17 protein-coding genes, 2 pseudogenes and 1 CRISPR repeat array are annotated in these 25,984 nt (G+C 42.7%); of the genes and pseudogenes, 6 read left to right on the forward strand and 13 right to left on the reverse strand.

Going from position 1 to position 25,984, the window contains the following annotated elements:
• Positions 1-4 precede the first annotated feature (4 nt).
• The gene (locus LKE53_00250) at positions 5-1,246 is read left to right on the forward strand and encodes a transporter substrate-binding protein (GenBank protein ID MCH3971197.1); all 1,242 of its coding nucleotides are present in this window, start codon (positions 5-7) and stop codon (positions 1,244-1,246) included.
• On the forward strand, positions 1,243-3,150 hold the full coding sequence (locus tag LKE53_00255) for an ATP-binding protein (GenBank protein MCH3971198.1): 1,908 nt from the start codon (positions 1,243-1,245) through the stop codon (positions 3,148-3,150). Before LKE53_00250 ends, LKE53_00255 begins: the two co-directional genes overlap by 4 nt.
• Positions 3,151-3,658: 508 nt before the next feature.
• Here LKE53_00255 and LKE53_00260 read toward each other — a convergent pair.
• Positions 3,659-5,116: a sodium:alanine symporter family protein gene (locus LKE53_00260; protein ID MCH3971199.1), complete on the reverse strand. Its 1,458-nt coding sequence runs from the start codon at positions 5,114-5,116 to the stop codon at positions 3,659-3,661.
• 573 nt (positions 5,117-5,689) lie between these two features.
• On the opposite strand from LKE53_00260, the gene LKE53_00265 reads away from it, so the two are divergent.
• Positions 5,690-6,157, forward strand: a complete 468-nt coding sequence (locus tag LKE53_00265) for a hypothetical protein (GenBank protein MCH3971200.1) — start codon at positions 5,690-5,692, stop codon at positions 6,155-6,157.
• Positions 6,100-6,753, forward strand: a pseudogene (locus tag LKE53_00270) (IS256 family transposase). Before LKE53_00265 ends, LKE53_00270 begins: the two are co-directional and overlap by 58 nt.
• A 291-nt stretch (positions 6,754-7,044) precedes the next feature.
• Here LKE53_00270 and LKE53_00275 read toward each other — a convergent pair.
• Together LKE53_00275 and LKE53_00280 are read right to left on the reverse strand one after the other, a co-directional pair.
• Positions 7,045-7,350, reverse strand: coding sequence for a hypothetical protein (locus tag LKE53_00275; protein ID MCH3971201.1), 306 nt, complete (start codon positions 7,348-7,350; stop codon positions 7,045-7,047).
• Positions 7,351-7,751: 401 nt separating this feature from the next.
• Positions 7,752-8,390, reverse strand: a complete 639-nt coding sequence (locus LKE53_00280) for a hypothetical protein (protein MCH3971202.1) — start codon at positions 8,388-8,390, stop codon at positions 7,752-7,754.
• Positions 8,391-8,576: 186 nt separating this feature from the next.
• Here LKE53_00280 and LKE53_00285 point away from each other — a divergent pair.
• Positions 8,577-8,744, forward strand: a pseudogene (locus LKE53_00285) (LamB/YcsF family protein).
• Positions 8,745-8,791: 47 nt separating this feature from the next.
• Here the strand turns inward: LKE53_00285 and LKE53_00290 are convergent.
• From LKE53_00290 to cas6, 9 genes are all read right to left on the reverse strand, one after another.
• Entirely contained in the window at positions 8,792-9,334 is a 543-nt protein-coding gene (locus LKE53_00290; protein MCH3971203.1) for a hypothetical protein, read from the reverse strand.
• 174 nt (positions 9,335-9,508) lie between these two features.
• A CRISPR array of direct repeats spans positions 9,509-14,542; the repeat unit is 30 nt; unit sequence ATTTACATTCCAGTATGGAGAGATTAAAAG.
• Positions 14,543-14,694: 152 nt separating this feature from the next.
• Positions 14,695-14,976, reverse strand: a complete 282-nt coding sequence (gene cas2, locus LKE53_00295) for a CRISPR-associated endonuclease Cas2 (protein MCH3971204.1) — start codon at positions 14,974-14,976, stop codon at positions 14,695-14,697.
• A gap of 6 nt (positions 14,977-14,982) precedes the next feature.
• Positions 14,983-15,975 carry a type I-B CRISPR-associated endonuclease Cas1b gene (gene cas1b / locus LKE53_00300; protein ID MCH3971205.1) on the reverse strand — a complete coding sequence of 331 codons (993 nt, stop codon included), beginning with the start codon at positions 15,973-15,975 and terminating at the stop codon, positions 14,983-14,985.
• An 11-nt stretch (positions 15,976-15,986) separates the two neighbouring features.
• Positions 15,987-16,481, reverse strand: coding sequence for a CRISPR-associated protein Cas4 (gene cas4 / locus LKE53_00305; protein ID MCH3971206.1), 495 nt, complete (start codon positions 16,479-16,481; stop codon positions 15,987-15,989).
• Between the two features lie 13 nt (positions 16,482-16,494).
• Positions 16,495-18,813 (reverse strand): CRISPR-associated helicase Cas3', encoded by a 2,319-nt coding sequence (gene cas3 / locus LKE53_00310; GenBank protein ID MCH3971207.1) that lies wholly within the window; start codon positions 18,811-18,813, stop codon positions 16,495-16,497.
• A gap of 59 nt (positions 18,814-18,872) precedes the next feature.
• A complete protein-coding gene (cas5, locus tag LKE53_00315; protein MCH3971208.1) occupies positions 18,873-19,652 on the reverse strand; it encodes a CRISPR-associated protein Cas5 in 780 nt (259 codons plus the stop codon).
• Complete coding sequence (cas7i, locus tag LKE53_00320; protein ID MCH3971209.1) at positions 19,639-20,508, reverse strand: type I-B CRISPR-associated protein Cas7/Cst2/DevR; 870 nt, start codon at positions 20,506-20,508, stop codon at positions 19,639-19,641. The genes cas5 and cas7i overlap by 14 nt, the downstream gene beginning before the upstream one ends.
• Complete coding sequence (gene cas8a1 / locus LKE53_00325) at positions 20,509-22,191, reverse strand: type I-B CRISPR-associated protein Cas8b1/Cst1 (GenBank protein ID MCH3971210.1); 1,683 nt, start codon at positions 22,189-22,191, stop codon at positions 20,509-20,511.
• A gap of 14 nt (positions 22,192-22,205) precedes the next feature.
• Entirely contained in the window at positions 22,206-22,943 is a 738-nt protein-coding gene (gene cas6, locus LKE53_00330; GenBank protein MCH3971211.1) for a CRISPR-associated endoribonuclease Cas6, read from the reverse strand.
• Positions 22,944-23,781: 838 nt separating this feature from the next.
• On the opposite strand from cas6, the gene LKE53_00335 reads away from it, so the two are divergent.
• The gene (locus tag LKE53_00335; GenBank protein ID MCH3971212.1) at positions 23,782-25,119 is read left to right on the forward strand and encodes a glycoside hydrolase family 5 protein; all 1,338 of its coding nucleotides are present in this window, start codon (positions 23,782-23,784) and stop codon (positions 25,117-25,119) included.
• A 260-nt stretch (positions 25,120-25,379) separates the two neighbouring features.
• Here the strand turns inward: LKE53_00335 and LKE53_00340 are convergent, their stop codons facing one another.
• Positions 25,380-25,976, reverse strand: coding sequence for a cytidylate kinase-like family protein (locus tag LKE53_00340; GenBank protein MCH3971213.1), 597 nt, complete (start codon positions 25,974-25,976; stop codon positions 25,380-25,382).
• Positions 25,977-25,984: the final 8 nt, after the last annotated feature.

Genomic DNA, 25,984 nt, shown 5'->3' on the forward strand with positions numbered 1-25,984 from the left:
AGAAATGCGGCTGCTGCGAAAAGTGCTTTCCATGATTCTGTGTTTCGGTTTGCTGATTGTCACATCAGGGTGCGGCAGCCAGAGAGCGGCCCAGTCGCTGCGGGGACAAGCAGGGGACAGTGTGGTCCGCGTGGGCATCTTGTTTTCCACAACCGGTTCTTCGGCTGTAACAGAAAAATCAATGATAGATGCGGCGTATTTGGCGTTTGATGAAATCAATAAGGCCGGCGGCATTCACGGAAAACGTGTGCAGTACATTCAGGACGACTATTGCTCCGATCCCTCTATGGCAGCCAAAAAAGCGGAAGAGTTAATCGTGCAGTACAAAGTGGCCGCCATTATTGGCTGTTACACCTCTGCCAGCCGTAAAGCGGTTTTACCGATTCTGTCAAAATATAATTGCCTGTTGATTTATCCTACCTATACTGAGGGCGAGGAGAGCGACTGGCATGTGATATACACCGGCGCGATGCCCAATCAGCAGGCGACGCAGTATCTGCCTTGGCTGATGAAGAAGCTTGGAAAAACGGTGTACCTGGTGGGTAACGACTACGTCTTCCCGGTAACCTGTAACAAGCAGGCAAAACGCTTGATTGAGAGAAACGGAGGTGTAATTTGCGGCGAAGAATATGTGAAAGCGGGTTGTTCTGATTTTACAGCAATTTTAAATGACATTAAGCGGAAAAAGCCGGACTTTATCTATTGCGATTTGGTTGGTGACTCGGTGATTTCTTTTTATAAGCAATATCAACGTTTTGGTCTGAACCCGGCGCAGTGTCCGATTGCTGCGATTACAGCGGATGAAATGAGCCTGCAGGAAATGGGGGCGGCGTGCGCGGAGGGGCACTATGCTTCTATGAATTATTTTTCGACACTGAATACATCTGCCAGTAAAAAATTTGTACAGAAATACAACGCTTATGCACACGACGGTTCTGTCATTACCAGTTTGGCAGAAACAACCTACGACAGCTGTTTCCTGCTTGCGAAAGCGGCCATGAAGGTGAAGAATCCGTATGATACAGATTCCCTGATACGCGCTTTTTCTGGGTTGGAGTTTGATGCCCCGCAGGGGAAAATCAAGGTGGACAAAAGCAATCACTGTACTTGGCTGTATTCCTGCTTTGCCAGTGTACACAATGGTACATTCCAGATTATCTATCGCTCTGCACAGGCCATTCAGCCGGAACCGTGGCCAGCTATTCTGTACGGCAGTTCCTTCTCCGGGAATCAGGTGAAACCATGAAATGCTGGAGCCGGGGAAAAATATGTATTTCCATAGCCTTGGGACTGCTGTGCTATGTGTTGTCTTATGCACCGGTAAAAATAGACTCGGCATATGACTTATACTTGCTGCCGGGTTTGCTGCTGCCGGCTGCGGTTGCGCTTGGGTTTGGCATGAAATATGCCTTTCTTTGCTGTGTGCCGGGTTTGGCAATGTTTTGTCCTATGGTTACGGTGCCTGCGGATGGGTGGGGCAGCTTTGTCACCAGTATGTTTCTGCTTCTGTGGGCGGTGGGATTGGGGTACTGCCGAGATAGAGTACAGAAAGGATTGCCGTTCCTTTCTATATATCTCTATCAGGCGGGTTTCACGGTCCTGTATTTGCAGCTCAATCGACCGCTGGTGAAGCAGGTGGTACCTTACAATCCGCCATTTTGGTACACCAGCTACGCATTTTCTTATTTGCCAGACAACTTAATTAACGCAAATGCTGTGATAATAGCGGAAACCTGTTTCATTTGTATAGCTGTGATGAACAGCGTAGTGGAACTGCCTAGAGTGAAACAGCTGTTGGGCGTGGAACGGAACGGCTTTGAAAAGAACAACACAGTAGTAGTGCTGCTGACGGGTGCGGCTGCACTGGCAGCGGCACTGCTGTCTACAGACGGCATTACAAACGGCATGATGTCCATTACTTTTACAGTCAACGTTTATCAAAGTACGATTGGCACGACGCAGTTTGCTTTGCTGAAGGCGGCAGCCGTGCTGACAGCAGGTGACTGCCTGCGGCATTATTTGGAGTACCACACAGCACAGGAGCAGAGGCAACAGCGGCTTGCCTTCAGCTTACAGGCGGTTTTTGAAGCAAGTGAAAAGCTGATTTGGTTTATTGATGTTCGTACAGAGAAAATATTGGTATGCAACACGAATGGAAGCGAATATTATGCGTCCAAATCGTGTGATGTCAGCGGGCAGCTGTTTTTTGATATGTTTTCGGATGAAGATGCCGTTTTGTGGCATGATTTTTTTGATACCGCGCAGAAAGAAGGACAGGCGGATGTCGAATACTATGACATGGCCGTGCGGCAGTACTACCGTGTGCAAATTTATTGCCTGAAATTAAGCGAAGGAAAATATGACTTTGCTGTTTTCGCAAAGAATATTACAGAAGAGATTCAGATGGAAGAGCATACACAAAAGCTAAACGAAGAGCTGGAAATCAAGGTGTTGGAACGTACACAAGAAATGCGGAGCGCTTACAACGAAATGGAAAAAATGTGCTACGTAATTGCACATGAGTTTAAGTCACCGGTTCGGGCCATTCACCTGTACAATGATGCAATTCTTCAAGAAATGGCCGGTGCCCTTACGCCAAAGGCACAAGAAGCTGCTGAAAAGATTAAAATGTACTGTGAAAAGAGCCTTGATATGATTAGTGAGTTTTTGCAGTACTCAAAGATCAAATCCAGTCGGCTCAAATTGGTGCGCGTCAGTATGAACAAACTCGTAGAAAATGTAATGACAGAACTTTGCATGGTGAACAGTGGACAGGATATACGACTGCAAATGCAGCGCCTGCCAAATGTTATGGGTGATGAGGTCTTGCTTCGCTGCTGCATTTACAATATCCTTTCCAATGCCATCAAATATTCATCGAAAAACACGTATACAGAAATTACTGTTTCCTATGCAGACCGCAAAGACGATTTTGTCTTTTATTTTCGGGACAACGGTGCTGGATTTGATATGAAATATGCCCAGAATATTTTTAAAATGTTTGGTCGTATGCACAAAGACTCCGAATTTGAAGGAAATGGAGTTGGCCTTGTAGCGGTGAAAAATATCATAGAAAAGCATGGAGGCCATCTTGCAATTACGGCTGAGGTGGACGCCGGGTGTATGGTTTCTTTTACATTGCCGAAATAGTAAGGATGCTTTTTGCTGTATTGACTTGATGATAATCCAAACTCGTTTTAGTTTACGCTCACCTTATGTATGGCCCTTTTGCAAACACTAAATCTTTCCTGTCGGTTTATTACGGAATTTTATAAAATTAAAATCTTTTGGTTATATGATTGTTCCTAGAATTACAATTTGTCCGTTTCAAAGAGAGGTGCAGGGGCTGGAATTCCTGTACCTCTCTTTTTTGCAGCTGCAAAGAGAGAAAGCAATGGAACAAACAACAGGTTTTTACGCAAAAATCTTAAAACCTGAATTTTTGATAGATAAGTAGGTTTTGTGGTACTTCATTTTTGCTATGATGAAAGCAGTCCTAAAATGAATTGCCAGCGGGAGGCTTGAATTTTGCGCGTCATCGTTGCAGACTTTGATTTAGCAAAGAATACACCCAAAAGAAAAGCAGGGACATTCCCCCAACAAATGAGGAGGATTTGTCCCTGCTTTTTTTACTGAATTTCAATGCGAAAGGTTTCGCTTACGCGGTTTCCTGCTCCCGGTTTCTATGCCTTTTTGCAGAGCGTGCAGCGCGGTGTTCCGCACGTTCTGCTTCTAGAATGGGCTGAAATCTCTTTACCTCGCTGACAATAACATTGCTCAGCAGAAGCATGCAGATTAAGTTCGGAATGGCCATGAGCGCATTCATAATATCTGAAAAGTTCCATACGATGTCGAGTGTCTGTGTTGCGCCGATGTAAACGACCAGAGAGAAGATAACGCGGTAGATAATGTTGTACTTCTGGTCTTTCGCAAGGTATTCAAAGGCTTTTTCACCGTGATATTCCCAGCCGATAATGGTTGAAAAAGCGAATAATATAATTCCAATCGATACCAGATACTTGCCAAATGGGCCAAGCACGCTTGAAAAAGCTGCCATAGTCAGAGCAATGCCTTTCAGCGGGGCTCCGTCTGCGCCCACGGAGCCAAGCACACCGGAAGATGCGATGGCAAGGCCTGTGATTGAGCAGACAACAATGGTGTCAAAGAAAGTGCCGGTCATGTTGATGTAGCCTTGACGTACGGGGTCGTCTGTCGTCGCGGCGGCTGCAGTAATGGCGGCGGAGCCAAGCCCCGCTTCATTTGAAAAGACACCGCGCGCAACGCCGTACCGAATGGCGTTCATGACAGATACCGTAATCGTACCGAGCATCCCGCCGGCCACGGCTTTTGGCGAAAAAGCCATGGTAAAGATCAGATATAAGCCGTGCGGCAGATTTTTCACATTCAGTAAAATAACTACGATTCCCGCAATGACATAAAAGACTGCCATGCATGGAACAATGACGGAGGAAATTTTTGAAATCCGCTTAATACCGCCGACGACGATTAAAAACACAAGCGCGGTGATTACAATGCCGGTGGCCATGGTCGGAATATTAAAGGTTTCCTGCAGCGCACCGGAAATGGAGTTGCCCTGCGTCATGTTGCCGATTCCGAAAGAGGCGAGCACCGCAAACAGCGCAAAGAGAAACCCCAGTGTTTTGCCGAATGTTTTGTTTTTAAAGGCATTTCTCATTGTGTACATTGGGCCGCCGGACATTTCACCTTTTGAGTTCGTTTCGCGGTACTTGATCGCCAGCATACATTCGCTGAATTTTGTAGTCAGGCCGAAAGCAGCTGAAATCCACATCCATACCAGGGCGCCCGGGCCGCCCGAAAACATGGCAGTTGCCACGCCGATGATGTTGCCGGTGCCAATCGTGGCGGCCAGTGCTGTCATTAAAGCGGAGAAAGGGGATACGTCACCGTGGCCGCGTTTGGTGGTGCGTGCCTCTTTGCTTAGCACGCTGTGTAAAGCATAGCCGAGATTGCGCCAGGGCATGAACTTTAATTTAATCGTTAAAAAAATTCCTGTTCCAACTAACAGGACCAGCATTACAGGCCCCCATACGAACGAATCAACGGAATCAATGATACTGCCGATTATTTTTTCCATGCGCATTCACTCCTCAGGGTAATTAATAGAACTTGCCGGATTCTTACAGAAAAATTCAAAATAAGAATTTGGGGAATAAAAATGACGCTGAAGTCGATTGACTTTTAAGCCAATCGACTTCAGCGTCGTCCTTATTGCAAAATTGTAAACTTTCATTCCATAAATGTCAATATGAAAATTTAATAAGATTTTCTGTGCACAGCGGATTGTACTGCAGGAATATTTCTGAAAAGCGGAAAAGGCAGACAGCGCAGGTTGGGAAGGAAGCGGCGGATATCCTCTTAGCAGGTTTGCCCAATGCTTAAAAAGTTTCACGCTGCCGGATGTGCACTGTATTTTAAGTTCAGCAGTGCATAAAAAAATTGGGTGCACCCAGTCAATCTGTATAGTTTAGAAACACGGGCCTTTACCGCCTCATTCAGCAATTTTACTTTATAACAGAATTTGCAGTGATATGGCTGTCACTCCTTTTGATATTTAGAAATCTTTTGGAAATAGGACTAAGAAAAGATAAGTAAAGATGGACTTCAATTACAATATGTGGTAAAAATGAATTAAATAGGAGGAACTGTTTTGGCTTTTTTTTGTTTTTTAATATGGGTAGTACTTACCATTATTGCGTGTAAATGCGCTAAAAATAGAGGTAGGAGTGCTGGAAAATGGTTAGTGTTTTGCTTATTTTTATCCCCCGTAATTGCGCTTGTGGCTATCTTCTGCTTAAAAGATTTGGAAAAGGAAGCTAAGGAAGAAGAACAACGAGCTATGCAGAATCAAATTAGTTCTCGCAGCTTTGTGCATTCTATGAATAACCTAGTTGTTTTACTTCAGCAGGGAATGATAAATGAACGTGAATTTTCAGATAAAAAGCTGAATTTGATGAGAGATCTTTTCTATATAATAGGCTCTTCTGAAAGTCCTGATGAATTTTTAGTTGCTTTAATTCCTTTTCTAAAAAATGAAATCATTACGCAAGATGAAATGGATATGTCATTCTGGGCATCAACACGGAAGGAAAAAAGGAGGTTCTGTCAATCACTGTAGGCGATAATGAAAGCTCCAAATACTGGCTGTCCGTATTAAATGAACTGAAGAATCGTGGGGTAAAGGATATCCTGATTATCTGTGCTGACAGTCTTAGCGGTATCAAAGAGGCAATCGCAGCTGCATTCCCGAAAACAGAGTATCAGAGATGCATTGTGCATCAGGTAAGAAACACTCTGAAATACGTTCCGGATAAGGACAGAAAAGCATTTGCTGCCGACTTAAAAACGATTTACCATGCTTCCGATGAAGAAAAAGCCAGACAGGCTCTGGATTGCGTCACCGAGAAATGGACCACAAAATACCCGAATTCCATGAAACGCTGGTATGATAACTGGGATGCAATAACGCCGATTTTCAAGTTCTCTCCGGATGTCAGAAAGGTCATTTACACGACCAATGCTATTGGAAGTCTGAATTCCACCTACCGGAAACTCAACCGTCAGAGAAGCGTATTTCCAAGTGACACAGCTCTCCTCAAAGCCCTGTATCTGGCAACTTTCGAAGTTACCACAAGATGGACTATGAGCATTCGAAACTGGGGACAGGTCTACGGCGAGCTTAGTATTATGTACGAGGGAAGACTCCCGGAATAATAGAATCTGTTAGCATGACGAGAAGGACGTTTTTGACGTCCGCTCTTGACATGCCCGAAATCATGTCGTATATATAATTTAAGAGCTGGAAACTTAATTTTAGCGCTTCCAGCTCAAGTATTAGCATAGAAGATTATTATTTACAGACTTTTTTCATAGCCTCATGGATGATGAAACTCGAAAGAGCATTTTGCAGACAAAACGAAAGAAGCCTCCTGTCGTAGGATATCACTACGACAGGAGGCTTCTTGATACACAGGTGTGCCAAACCTACCACAAAGTATTATAAATTCAATCTTTATTTTCCTTATCGTTTTCCTCTTCCCATTGCTTCTTTTTACGGTCATAACGCAAGCCTATGATAAGTGCAATCACTCCGGAAACGATAATTGTGCCAAGTAGTAATAAATCTGAGCTGGGTGTTGCCAGAAAATAATAAAAACTTACAAGAAAAGTTGGGATTCCTATAATGAATTGCGTAACAAATGACATATTCGGATGCTCTGAATCATGTTCGTCTTTTTTATAATGAAATGCTCCGATAGCTCCCATGCAAATAAGAAAGATTGAAAAACATACTAAAGGTAAATCTCTCATAAATCCCCCCCAGCGTCTCGAATAATTAGCACAGCCTAACTTCCGGCACCATTAAGTGAATGAAATTTTAGAATCAACCCCTGTTTTCTCTGACTATTTTCTTCCGAATTTACGGCGTTTTTCCGAAGATGACTGCCAAAAAAAATACAGCGACCAGCAAAACAGTTATAATATATTTATAGATCTTGTAAGCCTTGCTCGTCCTATCAGTAAACCATGTTATACCAATCGCACCAGAAAACATAACTGCAATCAAAGCTACCATTTGAGGACGTGACATGTTCCATATATGAAAATTTGCAACACATAAAAGTGTCAGACAAATGAGAATGACAATTCGACAGATAAATATTATAACTTTTTTCCACTTTTTCATAACTTTTCCACTTTTTCATTGATTTTTAATATGTAGTGACTGCCGTCACTGAATGGTCAATCCTGTAAACATATCGCATTCCCACTCTAGTCCTGTAGTATTTTACGGTTTGTACGGTTAGCCTCAAACCATGATTTGAATCATTTGGGATAAACAAAGTGGTGCCTCCTACAATCGTACTAATTGTGCCAATCACTCCACCGGCCAATTGAGCTCCTGGAATTCTTGCCACGATTAAACCAACAAGTCCTCCTACAGTAGCTGTTGTACCTATAGTATCTCTGATTTCGGCATAAGAGATGTACTCAGTACTATAAGAAGTTTCAGAATTTGTTGAGATCCCTCCGCTGTTCTTACTATTGTTTAGATGAACTGTTTGTCCCGTAAAAGATGAATAAATTGTATTGGTCAATTTATCATATCTTAAATAATTTTTCTCGCCTGTTTTTGTGTTTTGAATTGTGACCGTTTTTGCACTACCATTTTCCACAACGGTAACAAGTTCTGATGTTCCATTAGATTCTACCAATACCGAAGTATCACCAATCTTCTTAACAGAACAACTTACTTCCGACCGGCTTCCCGCTTCTTGAACGGAATTTACACTGGAACTTTCTGCTGCAAATGCAGGACTTCCAAGGGAAAATACCATTACAAACGCCAACACAAAGTTGCCTATCTTTCGGAATATCTTTGCCTTAATAAAGTTTAACTCCTTTCGTCAATCACAACAACTTCTCGAACGGTTCGCCACAACTAACTAATGCTATTATAGCATAATTGAGATGCCTATTCAACTGCATTTTTTCTGTTTTCTTACAATACTTTCTCTTCCGACGTCCGCCCGGCAGTCAATCCCAAGTTGATTCTTTTTGCATTAAGCGGCAGCAGCATGATAACAGAAGCGGAAAAGATAGGCCTGAGGACAGTGAGCGAGGTCTTTGCAGACAGAGCGTACGAAAATGACGGCACGCTTGTTGCACGGACAAAACCGGGTGCTGTGATTACGGATTCCGATGCTGGTATTTACATTCCAGTATGGAGAGATTAAAAGGGGCGGCTTTTTTATTTCAGTTTGACCTCGATTTGTTTGGTGGTTTCTAAATGACTTGCTGATTCATCAAGAAGGTATACCTTGAATCCTACTTTTTTAACATCATCTGGCTTTGTACTGTTCTTCCCGAAAAATGCGCCTGCACCGCTTTTACCGGGAAGGATTGTGAGTGGTACACCACTGCCAGTGGGCATCATTGTGTTGTCAATATACACATCTGTCAGTGCAACTGTAATACTCTTTGCTGATTTGTTCTTTACATTAAGTCCGATAAACAGTTCGCCATCCAGTCCCGCCTGATTAGACAGTCCTCCAAAACTAACATCCATTGTATTGTCCGAGTATACACCTTTTGATGTTGCTTTGTCAGAAGTGGTAGAAGATTTAACTTCATCTACACTGGATTTTGCAGCAGATGACGCGGAAACAGATGCCGTTGGCGTGTCCATTATTGTAGTGACGACTCCTACAATAAATATGGCTGCAACCAAACCACCTACTATTCCGCCAATAATTTTCCCCACAGATTTCTTCTTTGACTGCTCGTTTTTCATAAAAAATTCCCCTCTCATAGATTGACAAAATTAGCCAACCAACTATAATAATATTTGGGGATAGGCTCGCAAAATTATCCTTTTTACAAGTCCTTCGGTGTTACCGGCACTGGAGGACTTATTCTTTTTTACATCATAAATTAGTAGTAACCTGTTTTGCTACTCCAATTATTTGTTTACATTCCAGTATGGAGAGATTAAAAGGAACGATTGAAGCAGTTGCCGATGGCAACTATACCTATTTACATTCCAGTATGGAGAGATTAAAAGAGAGTGTATTTAGTGTCGCGGCGCGGCGCATTTTTGTATTTACATTCCAGTATGGAGAGATTAAAAGATTTTGCTTGCGGATTTATTAGCATACCCGGCTGTATTTACATTCCAGTATGGAGAGATTAAAAGCGTAAAGCTGGATTGTGTAATACACGTGCCATTACAATTTACATTCCAGTATGGAGAGATTAAAAGATTTTGCTTGCGGATTTATTAGCATACCCGGCTGTATTTACATTCCAGTATGGAGAGATTAAAAGCGTATACGCCGACCCCCCATGGAGTTATCATGACAAAATTTACATTCCAGTATGGAGAGATTAAAAGGCGTAACAGCGAGACAGTCAAGCGCTATAAAGTTGAGATTTACATTCCAGTATGGAGAGATTAAAAGCGACCTCATGAACGGGCTTGTTAATGGCATACGGTCATTTACATTCCAGTATGGAGAGATTAAAAGGCTTTTCCTCTAGTGCCTGCGTACTCTGCTTTAGGATTTACATTCCAGTATGGAGAGATTAAAAGCGCGTGCTACAAGTGCAATAGCATCTTTTAGCAACGATTTACATTCCAGTATGGAGAGATTAAAAGCGCGTGCTACAAGTGCAATAGCATCTTTTAGCAACGATTTACATTCCAGTATGGAGAGATTAAAAGACACACTATGCTCCGAAAGACCCAGTGCCCTTGCAAATTTACATTCCAGTATGGAGAGATTAAAAGGGGCTATCACTATAGTAGCTGCCCGGCGTTTGTCTCGATTTACATTCCAGTATGGAGAGATTAAAAGGGGGCACCGGGAAGTTATCCAGCCGGTGCATGATTGATTTACATTCCAGTATGGAGAGATTAAAAGAGTATGAGCTTGACCGCACGGCGCAGGGCGATTTCAATTTACATTCCAGTATGGAGAGATTAAAAGCGTTAGTATCACCGAAAGTATGAGTATCTGACATCATTTACATTCCAGTATGGAGAGATTAAAAGAATCATGCAGGGCGGCGAAATCCCCGGCTGGAAAATTTACATTCCAGTATGGAGAGATTAAAAGGCAAAGCGAGAGCGGAAAAGCAGAGCTGACGGTCTCATTTACATTCCAGTATGGAGAGATTAAAAGAACCAGTCGAATATAATTAAGCTGATTTTGCATGACATTTACATTCCAGTATGGAGAGATTAAAAGTTCTTCCATTTCTTCATATTCCTGCGTTCCATATTCATTTACATTCCAGTATGGAGAGATTAAAAGCTTAAGCTTTTATTATCAGCGTAGCCTTCACTGTCATATTTACATTCCAGTATGGAGAGATTAAAAGGCAGATAATAGACGATTTGCAAGCGAGCAAAGAGAGATTTACATTCCAGTATGGAGAGATTAAAAGGCTGTTTTGTTAACATCCTTAAGAGCCGTAGTTAGATTTACATTCCAGTATGGAGAGATTAAAAGTGTATTTGTTTAGATTTGTGCATGCTGACAAATTGTAATTTACATTCCAGTATGGAGAGATTAAAAGTGCTGGTCTTGAGTCGCGTCAATTACAACTTCGTCAATTTACATTCCAGTATGGAGAGATTAAAAGACCTGATTATCGCGTACTCAACATTTTCTTGATACTCATTTACATTCCAGTATGGAGAGATTAAAAGGACCCACAAAACAAGGCCAAAATTGATTCCGCAGTCAATTTACATTCCAGTATGGAGAGATTAAAAGTTGTAAAAAATGACGAAATTGTTTCAACCGGGTACAAATTTACATTCCAGTATGGAGAGATTAAAAGAATACACGTCACAACTCCCATCATGGAATGTCAGAAAATTTACATTCCAGTATGGAGAGATTAAAAGCGCCCACACAGTCAATTAGATTAAGCTTGTCTTTACCATTTACATTCCAGTATGGAGAGATTAAAAGAAAAATCCGCAGCATACAGCAGTCAGTACTGCGCAGATTTACATTCCAGTATGGAGAGATTAAAAGCAAAGCCGCGGGCATTTCTGCCCCGGACACTACAGGATTTACATTCCAGTATGGAGAGATTAAAAGGCGTGGCGGATTGTACGTGTAAAATACTACAAACTGATTTACATTCCAGTATGGAGAGATTAAAAGTGTGGCAGACCGTTTTTTTAGGCGTCCCTCATATGCGATTTACATTCCAGTATGGAGAGATTAAAAGCCGGATATCCAGCTTTAAAATCGCCCTGCGCTGTGATTTACATTCCAGTATGGAGAGATTAAAAGAAAAGATTTTTTGTTTCCATCTATGCTGCTGGTGCTATTTACATTCCAGTATGGAGAGATTAAAAGGGTTTGCTCCGGCCGCGAGTTCTGTCGATATCAACATTTACATTCCAGTATGGAGAGATTAAAAGGCGGCTGGGTTGACGACAAAACAAAAACAATTTACCGATTTACATTCCAGTATGGAGAGATTAAAAGTACTTTACCATTTTCGTAATCATTCAAAATTTCTGATTTACATTCCAGTATGGAGAGATTAAAAGTTTTTTTGCTTCTCACAAAACAGTTTTCAGTTACAATTTACATTCCAGTATGGAGAGATTAAAAGGACTCTCCCAAGCGAGGATGACGAAATAACGTTGTCATTTACATTCCAGTATGGAGAGATTAAAAGACTCTCCCAAGCGAAGCTGACGAAACAACGTTGTCATTTACATTCCAGTATGGAGAGATTAAAAGGCGTCCCAATCTGATTCTTCCCCGCTTCCTGCGATGATTTACATTCCAGTATGGAGAGATTAAAAGAAGCGTTTGGGAAGCGGTCAATCAGCTTTTGCCATGATTTACATTCCAGTATGGAGAGATTAAAAGCATTTGCTTGCTAACGTTAACAAGTTCCTTTACGGAATTTACATTCCAGTATGGAGAGATTAAAAGGTGCAAATTATGCTTGACCAGCTGCGAATTATTTAATTTACATTCCAGTATGGAGAGATTAAAAGGCCGTCCCTGTAATTTGACTGTCATCCATGCCTTTTTATTTACATTCCAGTATGGAGAGATTAAAAGGCAGATTTTTCAGATTTCCTGCCACATCCCCGGAAAATTTACATTCCAGTATGGAGAGATTAAAAGATGGTAGTAATCCATTATCCGGCTCGCACTCAAACATTTACATTCCAGTATGGAGAGATTAAAAGTGCGTGACTGGTCAGTTGACGCTAAGCAGCGCTTTAATTTACATTCCAGTATGGAGAGATTAAAAGGTCAGAAAATTCCTGCATAGATAACTGCGGGGGCAGTATTTACATTCCAGTATGGAGAGATTAAAAGTCAATTCAATACGCTTCTGCACTGTGTCCAGTTCTGATTTACATTCCAGTATGGAGAGATTAAAAGTTTCCACTTTTTTCGTCACCATCGAATGCTATTTCATTTACATTCCAGTATGGAGAGATTAAAAGGTCAATCAAATCCGCACGCGGATATATTAAATATCTGATTTACATTCCAGTATGGAGAGATTAAAAGGGTGTTACCGGCGCCGCTGGTGGCTTTTTTAGTTTCATTTACATTCCAGTATGGAGAGATTAAAAGACATTATCACCGTTACGGTTAACATATTGCCCAACATTTACATTCCAGTATGGAGAGATTAAAAGGAGTAGCATCCAACGATTCTAGCTGACCAGCCTCGATTTACATTCCAGTATGGAGAGATTAAAAGACATCAAAAATTGTGGACATACGTTTTACAAGCTCGCATTTACATTCCAGTATGGAGAGATTAAAAGTCAATCAAGGTCGCACATGGCTACATCAAATACTTGATTTACATTCCAGTATGGAGAGATTAAAAGCCTGAATGCCCATCCGTGTCTGCCTCGCTGTTTCGGATTTACATTCCAGTATGGAGAGATTAAAAGCTTCTCATAAATGTTCATTTTTGGTTTTTCCTCCTATTTACATTCCAGTATGGAGAGATTAAAAGCAGACTTAAAGCAGCAGAGTTGCTGGCAAAGAGATTATTTACATTCCAGTATGGAGAGATTAAAAGGCGCAGCAATGGCTAAAACTACAAGCCCAATCGTATTTACATTCCAGTATGGAGAGATTAAAAGCTGTGCTGTCTAATTCCTTCTGCGACTTTTTGAGCATTTACATTCCAGTATGGAGAGATTAAAAGTAGTTGAGGCTGAGCAACTTAAAGCTGTCAACGAGGATTTACATTCCAGTATGGAGAGATTAAAAGTGAAGTCAAGGGTTTGGACAAACTGCTGAAAAAGCATTTACATTCCAGTATGGAGAGATTAAAAGACATATAGCCCGACCGGACAGCAGATTGTTTTTCGATTTACATTCCAGTATGGAGAGATTAAAAGGCTGTCAACGAGGACGCTTACAAGCATGAGTACATATTTACATTCCAGTATGGAGAGATTAAAAGTGACCCAGCCGAGATAGCTAGCAAGCAGCGCCTGCAATTTACATTCCAGTATGGAGAGATTAAAAGTGTCTAACTACGGAATTGCTTTCCGCACAAACGCATTTACATTCCAGTATGGAGAGATTAAAAGATGCTATAATGCAGACTCCCGTCTGCATCGTAATAATTTACATTCCAGTATGGAGAGATTAAAAGCGCGGGTTGTCGCAGTCGAGCGAGATTGTAGTTGAATTTACATTCCAGTATGGAGAGATTAAAAGTTGACTATATCCCGCGTCACAGGTACGGGCTTGATATTTACATTCCAGTATGGAGAGATTAAAAGGCAAGAGTGCGTGCTGAGTGGTCATTTTTGATTGAATTTACATTCCAGTATGGAGAGATTAAAAGGAGCCTTAATAATCGTCCCAAAGGGGAATAGCTCACATTTACATTCCAGTATGGAGAGATTAAAAGCCTTGTCAGCGCCGCGGAAAAAAACTTGTTGACCTGTATTTACATTCCAGTATGGAGAGATTAAAAGAGCCAATTTGGGCAGAATACAATGATAAACGTGTAAACTATTTACAAATTATTCATATTATAGTACTTCCTGATTCATAATGCAAGCTATTCCTAGTGCTTTCTGCTGTCGTGCCCTTATCACTTTTTCCCGACCGGGGTTCGACAGATTTGTTATAAAAAATTTGACGTAACAGCAGATTCATCTTTTCCATAAAACTCTTTTGTTAGCCAACGTTCTTCTCGGCTTTTAAAGACAATCACCGAATCTAGATTTTTATCTGTCCACCGCAGCAGTTCTTGTTTCATACATTCCAGATGCGGCGGCGTAATATCTCCCTCAAAAACAGAGTCCTGTATATGTGTAAGATACTTTTTACAGATTTTAAAAATATTACGTTGCCTTTTTGCGCCATTTTTTTCTTCTGCAATATCGTAAACTAAAATAACATACAAATTTTTTCACCACCAGATTACAAAGGGTTTGTACAGCTTTTCTCCCATAATGTCTTTGATTAGTTTATAACATTCTAAGCGCATTAGGTACTGGTAAGAAACTCCTTTTTTAAGTTCACGGTGTCGAATGGTCGTTTTCAATCTGGCATCGAGCGCCTGCGCAATGATTTGCGAAGCTTTTTTCTTTAGATGCAAGCAGTTTAATTCTCGGGTGAAATCCTGCTCTGTTATTTGATTCTTATTTATTAAGGAAAAAAGCAGTCTGTCGCCTATCAATGGCTTAAAAATCTCAGAAATATCTAGGCTTAAAGAAAAACGCCGAATACCAGGTTCATGTAAAAAACTAACAGTCGGGTTTAACTGTGTGCGGTAGATTTCGCCCAAGCACCTGGCATATATCATCCCATTGATGAAAGAAAGCATGGTATTCATCATATTATCCGGTGGATGGCGTACTCGCTTTTTAAACTCTGCTTTGCTGCCGGTAATCTTTTCAAAGGCAGAATAATACAGTGTATGTATTTTTCCCTCATATCCCATAAGCTCAAGAATGTTGGCGGCACAGTCGGTCTGATCACGAAATATCTGCATCGCATTCATCGTTTCCTGCAAAGCAAGACCGCGGTTGTTATAGTATCGTAAGTTTCGCAAAATATTGTCAGTTGCTCCCTGCACAAAACCGCGTGCTAACCTCAATCTGTGGGTTTCATCCAGATAAGCTTGAACCTGCTGTACCAATACATTCCCGGCCAACAGATTTTCTTTAGGAAAATATGTTCCCACATAATTTGTATAATAATCAAAGAAATGAATCAAGACCCCATATTTAGAGATCAATTGAAGCATTTTGGTGTTGAAGTTCATTTCGGTCATCAGGTAAATGTCTGAAACTTCAGCAATTGGCAGACTCTTTTTTGTACCATCATAGGCTATGAATTCAAGGGTATTGTCATTTCTATGCAGTTCCCCGTTTGTGTAAATATAGATACTTCTTTTCATTTTACTTTACCTCATATAAAGCAAAGGTCATAGTATGCACATTTTTTACAGAATTTTTTGCCTTCGTATGCGGGTGGCAATTTTAGTGTCTGTATTTTTTTGATTTCCTGAATGGCGCAAGCTAAATTCTTTTCGTCATCTTCAGTAAGTTTAACCATCTCTGTGCGTTTAAGCAGGGGATAATCTATTTCGCCAGTCAGCTTTTCCACGCCGCGCTGTTTGAAACACCAAAGATAGTACTTTAGCTGCCAAATTCCGGCTTCTTCAATCGACCGGCTTTTTTTGACTTCATGTAAAATGCAACTTTTTTCGATATAGTCAACGGATATCAGGTTATCGAGCGTAATATGTTTTTCTGCTCTGCTGTAGGCTGTTTCATCAAGCAGCTTTCCAAGTTCGACATTTTCGTTGTTCTGCTCCATGTGCAGATTCTTACAGAAATAATACAGCTTGCGCTTACACACGAAGTAGTAGTAAACCATCATGCCGCTGATACGGCCATACATTTCACCGTTCTCTTCAATAGAATTCGGCATATTCCTCTTTCCCTTTTTTGTCCTTATATTTTGAGATTAGTCCTGCTCCGCTCTCAGTAGATTCATCAAAATCGTAGTTGCCATTATAAAGGCCGATTCGATTGTGCAAGAAAAAGTGGTCATTGCTTGCAGGCTCAATGTCCAGCCCCATATTGGGCACAGATACGGTATAATCCATGACCTTTTCGCGAGCCTTAATTTTTTCAGCTTTGCTTCCGTGCTGTATTTGTTTCTCGCATGCTGCCAAGACACCGTTTTTCTGCAGCTGTGCATAAATCTTTTTAGGCATAACTGTTGTTGAAGTTATATCGCGAAAATGTATATCTTCCTTAACGATAGCATACATTCTGTTTTCCTGAAGATACGTGTAAGTCTTTATAATCTTTTTACAGTAATCTGATTCTTTAATTTCAGGATTTTTCGTTTCATCATAAACAAGGTCAATCATATCGGCTTTATCGTCCTGCTGGTCGGTTTCCCGTAGCAGGCAGCCGTCATATTTTTGTACAGCAGCCAATGTGTACGCATACAGTTTTTCATCGATAATACAATGCGATGCTGAGCCGATATCTTTATTTGCAAGTATATACACGTTGGGTTCTTCCCCCAGGTCATACTTCCTATCGCGATATACGCGGCCCATACGCTGAAGTAAGGAATCAACGGTACACAGTTCTGTATACAGTACATCAAAATCAAGGTCCAGAGATGCTTCTACTACCTGCGTTGATACCCAGACACTGCAGGCTGGTTTTCTTTTGCTGTCATTCGGTGCAAATGCCTGTATCTTCTTTTCCAGTATTTTTCTGTGTTTGCGCAGATAACGGCTGTGCAGAATATTCACTTTGGCTCCCAGTTCATGCAGCTGTTCTCCGACTTCCTGCGCTTTTTTAACTCGATTGACCAGTACTAGAACACGCTTTGTTTTTGCCTGACTGCATATTTCCTCTAACGGAAAGTCGCTGCCTTTTAGCAGCTTAATGCGGTGGCGGTAGGGAACCGCTCCATGGAAATTTGGCAGTTCCGCTTTAGTTGGGCACGGAATTTTGTATCTTCTCATTAAGGTTATTAATATTTTAGGGAATGTAGCTGTCATGATACAAAAGTGTCCACCCAGGTCGCTGATGAAATGCAGCGCATACAGAATAGAAGCGATCAGTTCTGGCGAATACATTTGAATTTCATCGATTACCAAGTTTCCGCAGGCAAGCGCCGCGGCAGCAATTTCTGTGCCATTTGCCTTGTATACAAACCGAAACAGCTGGTCAATCGTGCAGACTGTCAGCGGCGCCGTAAAGAGACTGGCAAGCTGGTATTTTTCCAATGCCTGTTCATCATTTTGATTTTCGCTTTTATTCCCGCCTGCTGTTTGTTCCAGATAAACCGCCCGGGCATCTCCATGCAACACAGCAGCTTTGCTGTAACCTATATTCCGGGTGTTAGTTATTCTTTCGTAAATGGCATTGATGCTTGCTTTGAGCGGCAGGGTGTAAAAGCCTTTTTGGCCGTCAAGCCATAAAAGGGCCCCTTCGGTTTTGCCGCAGCCGGTGCTTGCCTGTACAATGACATTTTGTCCCTTGTGTTCTTTCAGGTATTTTTGTACAGGGTGAAGCGAAAAGCCATGTCCTTTCATAAATGCAACTGTCTTCTCAGAATACAGCCTGCCGTCCTGATCATTGATTCTTTCTTCCACCGGTATGCCTGCACTTGCGCAGTAGTCGATTCGGTTCAGCATTCCTTTCAGTTTGATAAACTGTTCCTGCTTTTTGTCCTCCAGCCACTCGTCGCTGACAAAGTCGATAGATGAAATAAATTCTGTTTGCAGTTCCTTTGTTAAACCGTTAATCTTTTGGATATGGTTTGCCGCCTGCACATCGCGCCAGCGCTTGGCCAGAACTTTTTCAATATAATTGGAAAGAATGCTTTTATAGTTCCCGATAACAGCTTCCCGCGCATGGTGGTAGAAGACTATCTTTATCAGCAACTCCATTTCATCTTTGTTAAAAAGGAGATCATCCATAAAATAATCAATATCCAAAAAAGCAGGACTTAAATAATTGTGCGGGAACTCAGTACCCTGTTCGGCGATTGCAGGTTTACCAACTGCTTTTAAAATTTTATTTTGAAAATGCGCATCCATTTTTCCCATATCATGGAATACAACTGCCCAGTATAAAATTCTCCATTCCCTTTTAGAAAGCTTATCCTGATAAATCCTTTTCAAATCCTGATAGCATGTTAGACAGTTGCTGATGTGTTCCTGCAGAGTTTGCTTTTCTGCACTTTTCGCATAGATTACCAAAAAATTCCTCCTTCAAAAAAGATAAACGCTATCCACCTTTTCAGCAGATAGCGCTCTCTTTACGCCGGAAACACCGGAATAACTTCTCTGCCGGCATACGGCATATTTTTGATTGTAATCGGCCTTCTGTCAGTAAGCAGGCGCCCACCTTTTCCAATGACGGTTTGTCGCCCCGCATAGCGTGCAGAAACGGTTTCGTGCCAATTACGTAGATTTAAATTGGATATGGTATAGGCTTTATGCAGCCGGTAAATTGTACCACTAGGAGTAAATGAAAGACGAACCGTTTGCTGCAGCGTCTTTTCAATTTTTTCGGGTATCCATGCGGAGCAGTCAAGCTGAATTCTGTCTTCTTTTACTGTCTCCTCCTGCAAATCCGTTATCTGCACATCGTCTATATGCAGCAAATCTTCCCAGCGGCCGAGATTCAAGTAATTTTTCGGATAAGTCAAACCGTGCGCAATAGTTTCACACAGTGCGTCTTCTTCCGGAATAATGTGCAGAATCAGTTTTACATCAGTGAGCAGCTCTACACTGCCAAGTCCGCGTGTCATGCCATAGTTGTGGCCATCCTTTTGCATTAGGACATTCTGTCTGCCTTTTTCATATAGCATTTTGCTGCTGAATTCATAGCGCGTGTACTGGTCCTGCACGCTGCTCGCAAAGTCTCCCTGAATGCTGACTTTCATAGGCTTGTACTCGGTGAATCCGCAGGCAGCATGTACCATGCCGATAGCTGTGGAGTAAGGCGGGAGTGGGTAGCTCTCTTTAATCATCAGGCTCTGTGGCATCCGGTAGGATACCATGTTTTGTTCGGCCAGCACTCTAACAGCCCGCATAATCATCCTCCACCTGTTTTTTAAGCTTGTTAAAGAATTCTGCAATACTGATAGGTGCAAGTTCTTGCTTAATTTCTTCGCTGTTGCTAAATGTTCCGTCAATGTAGCCGACCAAAGTCGGCTCATTTACAGCCTCTCTTGTTTCGGCCAGCACGGGAATTTCCAGTTTGCTGCCGGTAAGTTTCAGGCGGTTTTCAAAAAATGGCGATTTGCGCTCGTACACGCCGCCAATGGCAAACACTGGTGCAAGGTTTTCTCTGCGGCCTTTAATATCCCTGTAAAGAAATTCCACACAGTCGAGAAACTCTTTTACACGCTTGCAGCGCTCTTCATTTGGCAGGTTGGTGTCATCATTTTTGTCAACCCCCACACGGTCAAGGTCGATCGTAATGGTATAAGCGTAAAAGGAATGGTGAATTTCGCTTTGCGCAATCGAATTGTCTGCATCCACACGTTTGGAAAGCCCCATGTTAGTAAGGAAATCCATATCTGCAGCATACGGTTCTAAAGAGACAGCATTGCTCAGCCGAACAACCGCAGGGCGCGTATTGGCATTGCTACCCTTTATTGTTTTCATGTAGCCAAAAAGGTCCACTTCCGGATAATCTTTGACAGAAGAAGCTGGCTGAAACTGAACAACTGTTTTTTCTCCGCTGCCAGAGGCTACAACCGGTGTTGTGCCCCACTGCAGTTGCTGAATCATACTGTAGCGCAGTGCCTGACGGGAAATATATGTGTAGTTTTTTCCGCCTGCACGTGTCATGTGCTTGAGGGAAGAAATATTGCCAGCGCCCTCCCCATAGTTTCCGCTTTCTGCCTCGAAAATCATGCTTAAAGTAAGTCCGCCCTTTTTCATTTATTTGTCCTCGCTTTCATTTTCTGTGTTTGTATCGGTTTTACTGTTTTCTTCTGGTTTAGCACTGCTGTTAAGGCCCTGTATAAAGGCATGACCAATAACTGGGAATAATTCTGTGTCTTGAATTGCATTGCAGAATACTTTTGGAATCGTCAGTCCAAGGGAGATATACTGCCTTGTCATGGTATCCATGAAAAGTTTATAGTCATCGCTCTGCAGTGCATTCAGCAGACGGTAAGTAACCCCAACTAAGCGCTTTTCGTTTGCTCTTGTTTTTCCACTGTTCGGATTCACAGCCTGAACGGTTTTTCTAAGAGCTTGACCCGCTTTGTAGGCTGTCCATTTGTAACTCTTTTCCATTCTCACGGTCTCCTTATCCTTATTTCTTCCAAACATTTCTATTTGTATATCGAGTACCCAGCTGTAAATGCCGAAACCGTAGCCGTTTTTCAGGGATTCGCGATAACCGCTCAGCATCATTCCGTAAAGCTCCTGGTTGTTGAGTACACGCTCCAGCGTTCTGTGGAATAAATGGGAATTTGCTTTTAACAACTTCTCAAAAGTCAAATTTAAGTTCTGAAAGGCAATGAGCATGTCAGCTGTCAGGTTGTTGACTGTGTAATGGGCATTGGAGCAGCGTACGACCTGAATATTTTGCACCTGATTCTTTGCTTCTTTTTCCTCTGCTGTTAGGGTGAATCGATTGATAACAACTGCAAAGGGATCGTCTTTTAGCTCTTCGCTGACATCTTTAAAGTTGTTTGCACTTTTTAGTGCCTTAATGCTGCGGCAGTCATTGACAAACACGCCCTCGTGTGCAAAAGTTGAAAAGCCAAGCGGTACGCAGGCGTAAACCAGCATACAATACGGGCACATCATAATATCCGGTTTATAATTCCAAAAGCTGTCTGTTTTCCGCTTGACATCTGGCACGGTTTCGTTTACCCATGCAGTTGACGATGCACCAGACTGCAGTGTCCTTCCGCATTGAAAACAGTCTATTGACTTCTTACCTTTTTTAGTCTTATACTTTTGAATAGCATCAAGAAAATAATCGTTAAAGGCTTGCTCAAATGGCTCTTTGTTTTTTTGCTTGTGTAGAAAAGAAACGCCTGTCCAATACTCCTGTACACGGGTATAGATAATATCTTTTAAAAGGAGTACATATCTGACATCTTTATTTTTGAGCTGTTCGTCAATCTCTTTCAGCTTAGACAGCTGCTTTTGCGGGTCTGCTTCATTTTTAATGCTTTTTGCAGTTGCTAAAAAGTCATAATTTATGCCATAGTGCGTTTTAAGGATTTCAAATCCGGCCTGATAGGAATTTCGTTTCAGTTTTGCATAGAGTAAGCTGATACAACTGCTCAGCTTTTTTGTGTAATTTTCGCTTTGTCTGGCATTTTCCGAAGTGATGTACGCAAGTTCATCCATTAGATTTTTATATACCGTGTCATTTCCGTACTGCTCAATAAGTTTCTCAAAATATGCTTTTGTAAATTTTTCTGAAAAAGCCTCCGGCTGCACATAAATGCTGCAGCCGTTTTCACCGGTCCGGTAATAGCAGTGCTCGTCTGTTTGTTCCATTCGGTCAAGTACTCGTGCACAGCCAAGCAGGCCCGCATTGTACAGGGCATCGTTGGCGTACAGGTACACTTCCTCTTCGGATCTCTCTACGTCTGACAACTTCTCACCTCCCATTATCTTTGCTGTAGAATCTGCAGCAGTCCATATCCGGCGCTGCAGCGCGAGCCAAGTCCATTCTCATACAGTTCATACAGTAGCTCTGGTGAGCCACTGATTGTCGCCGTTCCTACGCTGCATTCAATTTTTTGCCGGTAATGTAGGACCACCGTCTTCCTCATATGCAGTGGCAAAAAATGAAATGTTTTCAGCATTTCATCTGTAATGCTGTGGTTTCCGCGAAAGCGGCGAATGAGCTGCTCCCGCAGCTTTTCCTCAAAATCTGGCTGCGCCACAGAGGCATAGTGCTCTTTTTCTCCTTCTTTTACCCGAACACAGATCGGAGAAAGTGCTTTTACAATCAGTGACGTATTGTGCACCAATTTTTCCGGCGGCATATAAAGCTTTGTCAGCGTCATCGTGTTTCCGCTTGGCAGTGGCCAGTTTTTTCCTTTGCGGCAGCAAAGAGCGTTGTACATTACAATGCCGGTTTGCACATCTCCGCTGCTGAAGGTTATCTGGATGTGAGTGTTGCACGCCGGCAAAAGGATTCTGTCTTTTTCAAACTGAATCTCATGCGGAAAGCCAACTGCAAAACACAGAGGCTTTGTTGCAGCTGTTCCGTCGTAAAACTCTTTGAAAAATTCGCCGCCGCTGTAATCAGAAAGCCCTTTTTTAAAAAGGGATAGAACCGTGGGCCGGTAGTCTAGTGGAAACTGCGGTTCCTTGAGTTCCAGCTGTCCTATAACTCTCAAAATTTTCGTTCCTCCTTATTACAACTCCATGAGTTATTTCATATGTACTTTGAGTGAGCGATTGGCTTCATTATAGCACGAATTTTTCAATTTTCAAGCACATTCCCATATTTCCTGCAAATTTTTAATTTGCAGTCAGTTCATTTTTAGGGTATACTACTTATGCAATATTAATTTCTCCTGCAAAAGGAATGTAAAGTGAGTAAATTCCATGTATTTTTAATTTAATCTCTCCATTTTGGACAGAGGCCTGCAGCTTTTTCTGCGGGCCTCTTTTGCAAGCAAAATAATATGGAAAACTGTCACTTCCTTTTATCATAGTGCATTTTATGTACAATAAATGGTACTTATAAAAATAATTTGCTCATAACTGCACGCAAGTCCGCTCACCCGCAAAAAGACGCAGCGCAGACCTTTTCCTTGTGGCCTGAACTGCGTCTTTGCATTTGTACAGAATTGTGCTGTATTAAAAGTCTGGTATTCTAATTATAAATTCCGGTCATTGCACACCATGACATTCCTGTACCACTGTGCACTGCCTTTTGAAATCTGCTGCTGCGTCTTGTGATTCACATAAACGATACCGAAACGAACCTCGCAGCCATGGGCCAATGTCGTGCGCTGCCATGCTGCATCTTTCGTACCGAAATTTGGCGCACCAGAAGCTCCCGCTTAGAGCGACTGCTCAGTCGATAGAATTTCGCGGCGTTCCGGCGGGAAGCAGGGTGGAAGATAGCTGCTCTTTTCTCCCTGGGGACGATGATTTTTCAAACTTTTCTTTTTTGAAAGGATGCGGTATAGTATAGAAAATCAATTTGGAAAAGTGAGGAGATTCGCTGTGGCAGATTATTTTATAAAAACGGACGGAACCAATTTTTCGGTGGACGGGCAGGACTTTGTCATGCGTGGAATCGGGCTTGGCAGCTGGATGAACTTGGAGCACTACATGATTGGCATTCCCGGCTCTGAGCAGCTGATTCGCCAGACGCTACGCCAGACCTTGGGCGCGCAGGAGGCGGCCGCGCTGCTGCACAGTTACCTGACCTGCTTTGTCGGGGAGGACGATTTTCGCTATTTAAAAAGTATCGGCATCAATTCCATTCGTATTCCCGTAAACTACCACTATTTTCTGGACGACGAAAATCCGCAGCAGCTGAAAGACGAGGGCTTTCTCTACTTGGACCGCGTGGCAAAGCTCTGCGCAGCCTATCAGATTTATATGATTATCGACCTGCACGCCGCGCCCGGTGCGCAGAACCCCGACTGGCACAGTGATAATGCCGTCGGTATTCCGCTGTTTTGGCAGTATCAATGCTTTCGGGAACAGGCTGTGAAAATTTGGGCGCATATTGCGGCGCACTACCGCGGCAACCCGTGGGTTGGTGGGTATGACATTTTAAATGAGCCATTTTTCATCCCCGACAAAGAGGACCTCAATACCTATTACGCCGCGTGCATCAGGGCAATCCGTGAGGTGGATTCTGACCACGTCATCTTTCTGGAAGGCGACCACTTTGCGATGGACTTTTCTACCCTGCGCTGCCTGGAAGACGCAAACCTTGCGCTGGAGTTCCATTATTACCCAACTGTTTGGAATCCGCAGGTCATGGACCCCGATTTCCCGGAAGCAAAGCGGCAGGACATCTTAAAGGAAACTTTTGCAAAGCAGGCGGCGATCCGCGAAAAGTTCCAGCGCCCCATCTGGTGCGGGGAGCTGGGCTGCGAGTTTAAGAAAGACAACATGGCCTTTATGCGCGGCCTTGACCAAAGTATGCTGGACCTCTGCGAAGCAAGTCATGTTTCGTGGACGCTCTGGAACTACAAAGATGCACAGGTCATGGGGCTGGCTGTCCCTAAAGACGATTCGCCCTGGATGCAGTGGACGGCGCCGATTCGCCAGGGGTGGACACAGGACAAAGAAAAAGACTGTGCACAGGGCGTTCTGCATTTCCTAGAGCAGAGTGGCTTTTCGCCGATTTCTGAAGACCTAAATTACCAAATGCAGTTCCGGCTGCGCGCAGCTTTTCAAAAGATTTATTGCGAGCAGCTGCTGGTGCCCGCACTGCAGGCGCTTTCTCCTGCACAGCGGAAAGCCCTGCCTACGTCTTTCCAATTCCAAAACTGCCAAATCTGCAAAGAGATTGAGTCGCTCCTTCGCTCCTACACAGGTGCGTGAGCAGTATTAAAAATGAAAGACTGGAAAAAGAGACTGGAACCCCCAAAGCAGGTTTCAGCCTCTTTTTTCGATGAACGGTCGCCAGCAAATAAAGCAGAGTCGTAAAAAAGATATGATATCAGAAAAACAGAAGTTTAGATTGCACTTCACGGTTTTAAAGAAGGGCTGAGATAGGAACTGCTTTGCAGGAAACAGGCCCGAAAGAAGAGCCCGCTTTGCATGTCCTTCGCATACAAAGCAGGCTTTATACGGCTGAAATTTTAAATGCTGCGGAAAACCTGAATGTAGTCAAACAGCACTTCGGCAGTTTTTGCAATGCCCATTTTACTGCTGCTGATACATAGATCATAGCCGCGCGAGTCGCCCCACTTGATATCGCTGTAGTGGTTGTGATAGGCTTTTCGCTTGTGGTCAACGCTGCGTATGCGCGCAGCCGCGACGTCTTCTTCAAAGCTGTACTCTTCCATCATGTGGTGAATTTTATACTGGAGCGGAGCAAGGACAAAAATGCGCACCGTATTCGGATTGTCACGCAGCAGGTATTCGCCGCAGCGGCCTACCAAAACGAAAGATTCACCTGCCATGGCCCGGCCTTTGATGAATTCAAACTGCTTTTCTGCCACGTTTTCTTCCAGAGAATTTGAGTAGCTGCCGATTCTACGGTATGTAAGGTAGTTGACGGGCTTTTCGTCCAGCTGCTCTACCATATCTTTGTCGTACCCGCTGGTCAGCACGGCAGCTTTAATCATATCTTTGTCGTACAGTTTAATTTGCAGCTTTTCTGCAAGTATCTGCGCAATGGTGTGGCCGCCGCTGCCGGCTTCACGGCCAAGGGTAACAATAATCTGCTTTTTCATAAACACAG

Source organism: Oscillospiraceae bacterium (assembly GCA_022483045.1).
In the GTDB taxonomy this organism is placed as follows: domain Bacteria; phylum Bacillota; class Clostridia; order Oscillospirales; family Acutalibacteraceae; genus Caproicibacterium.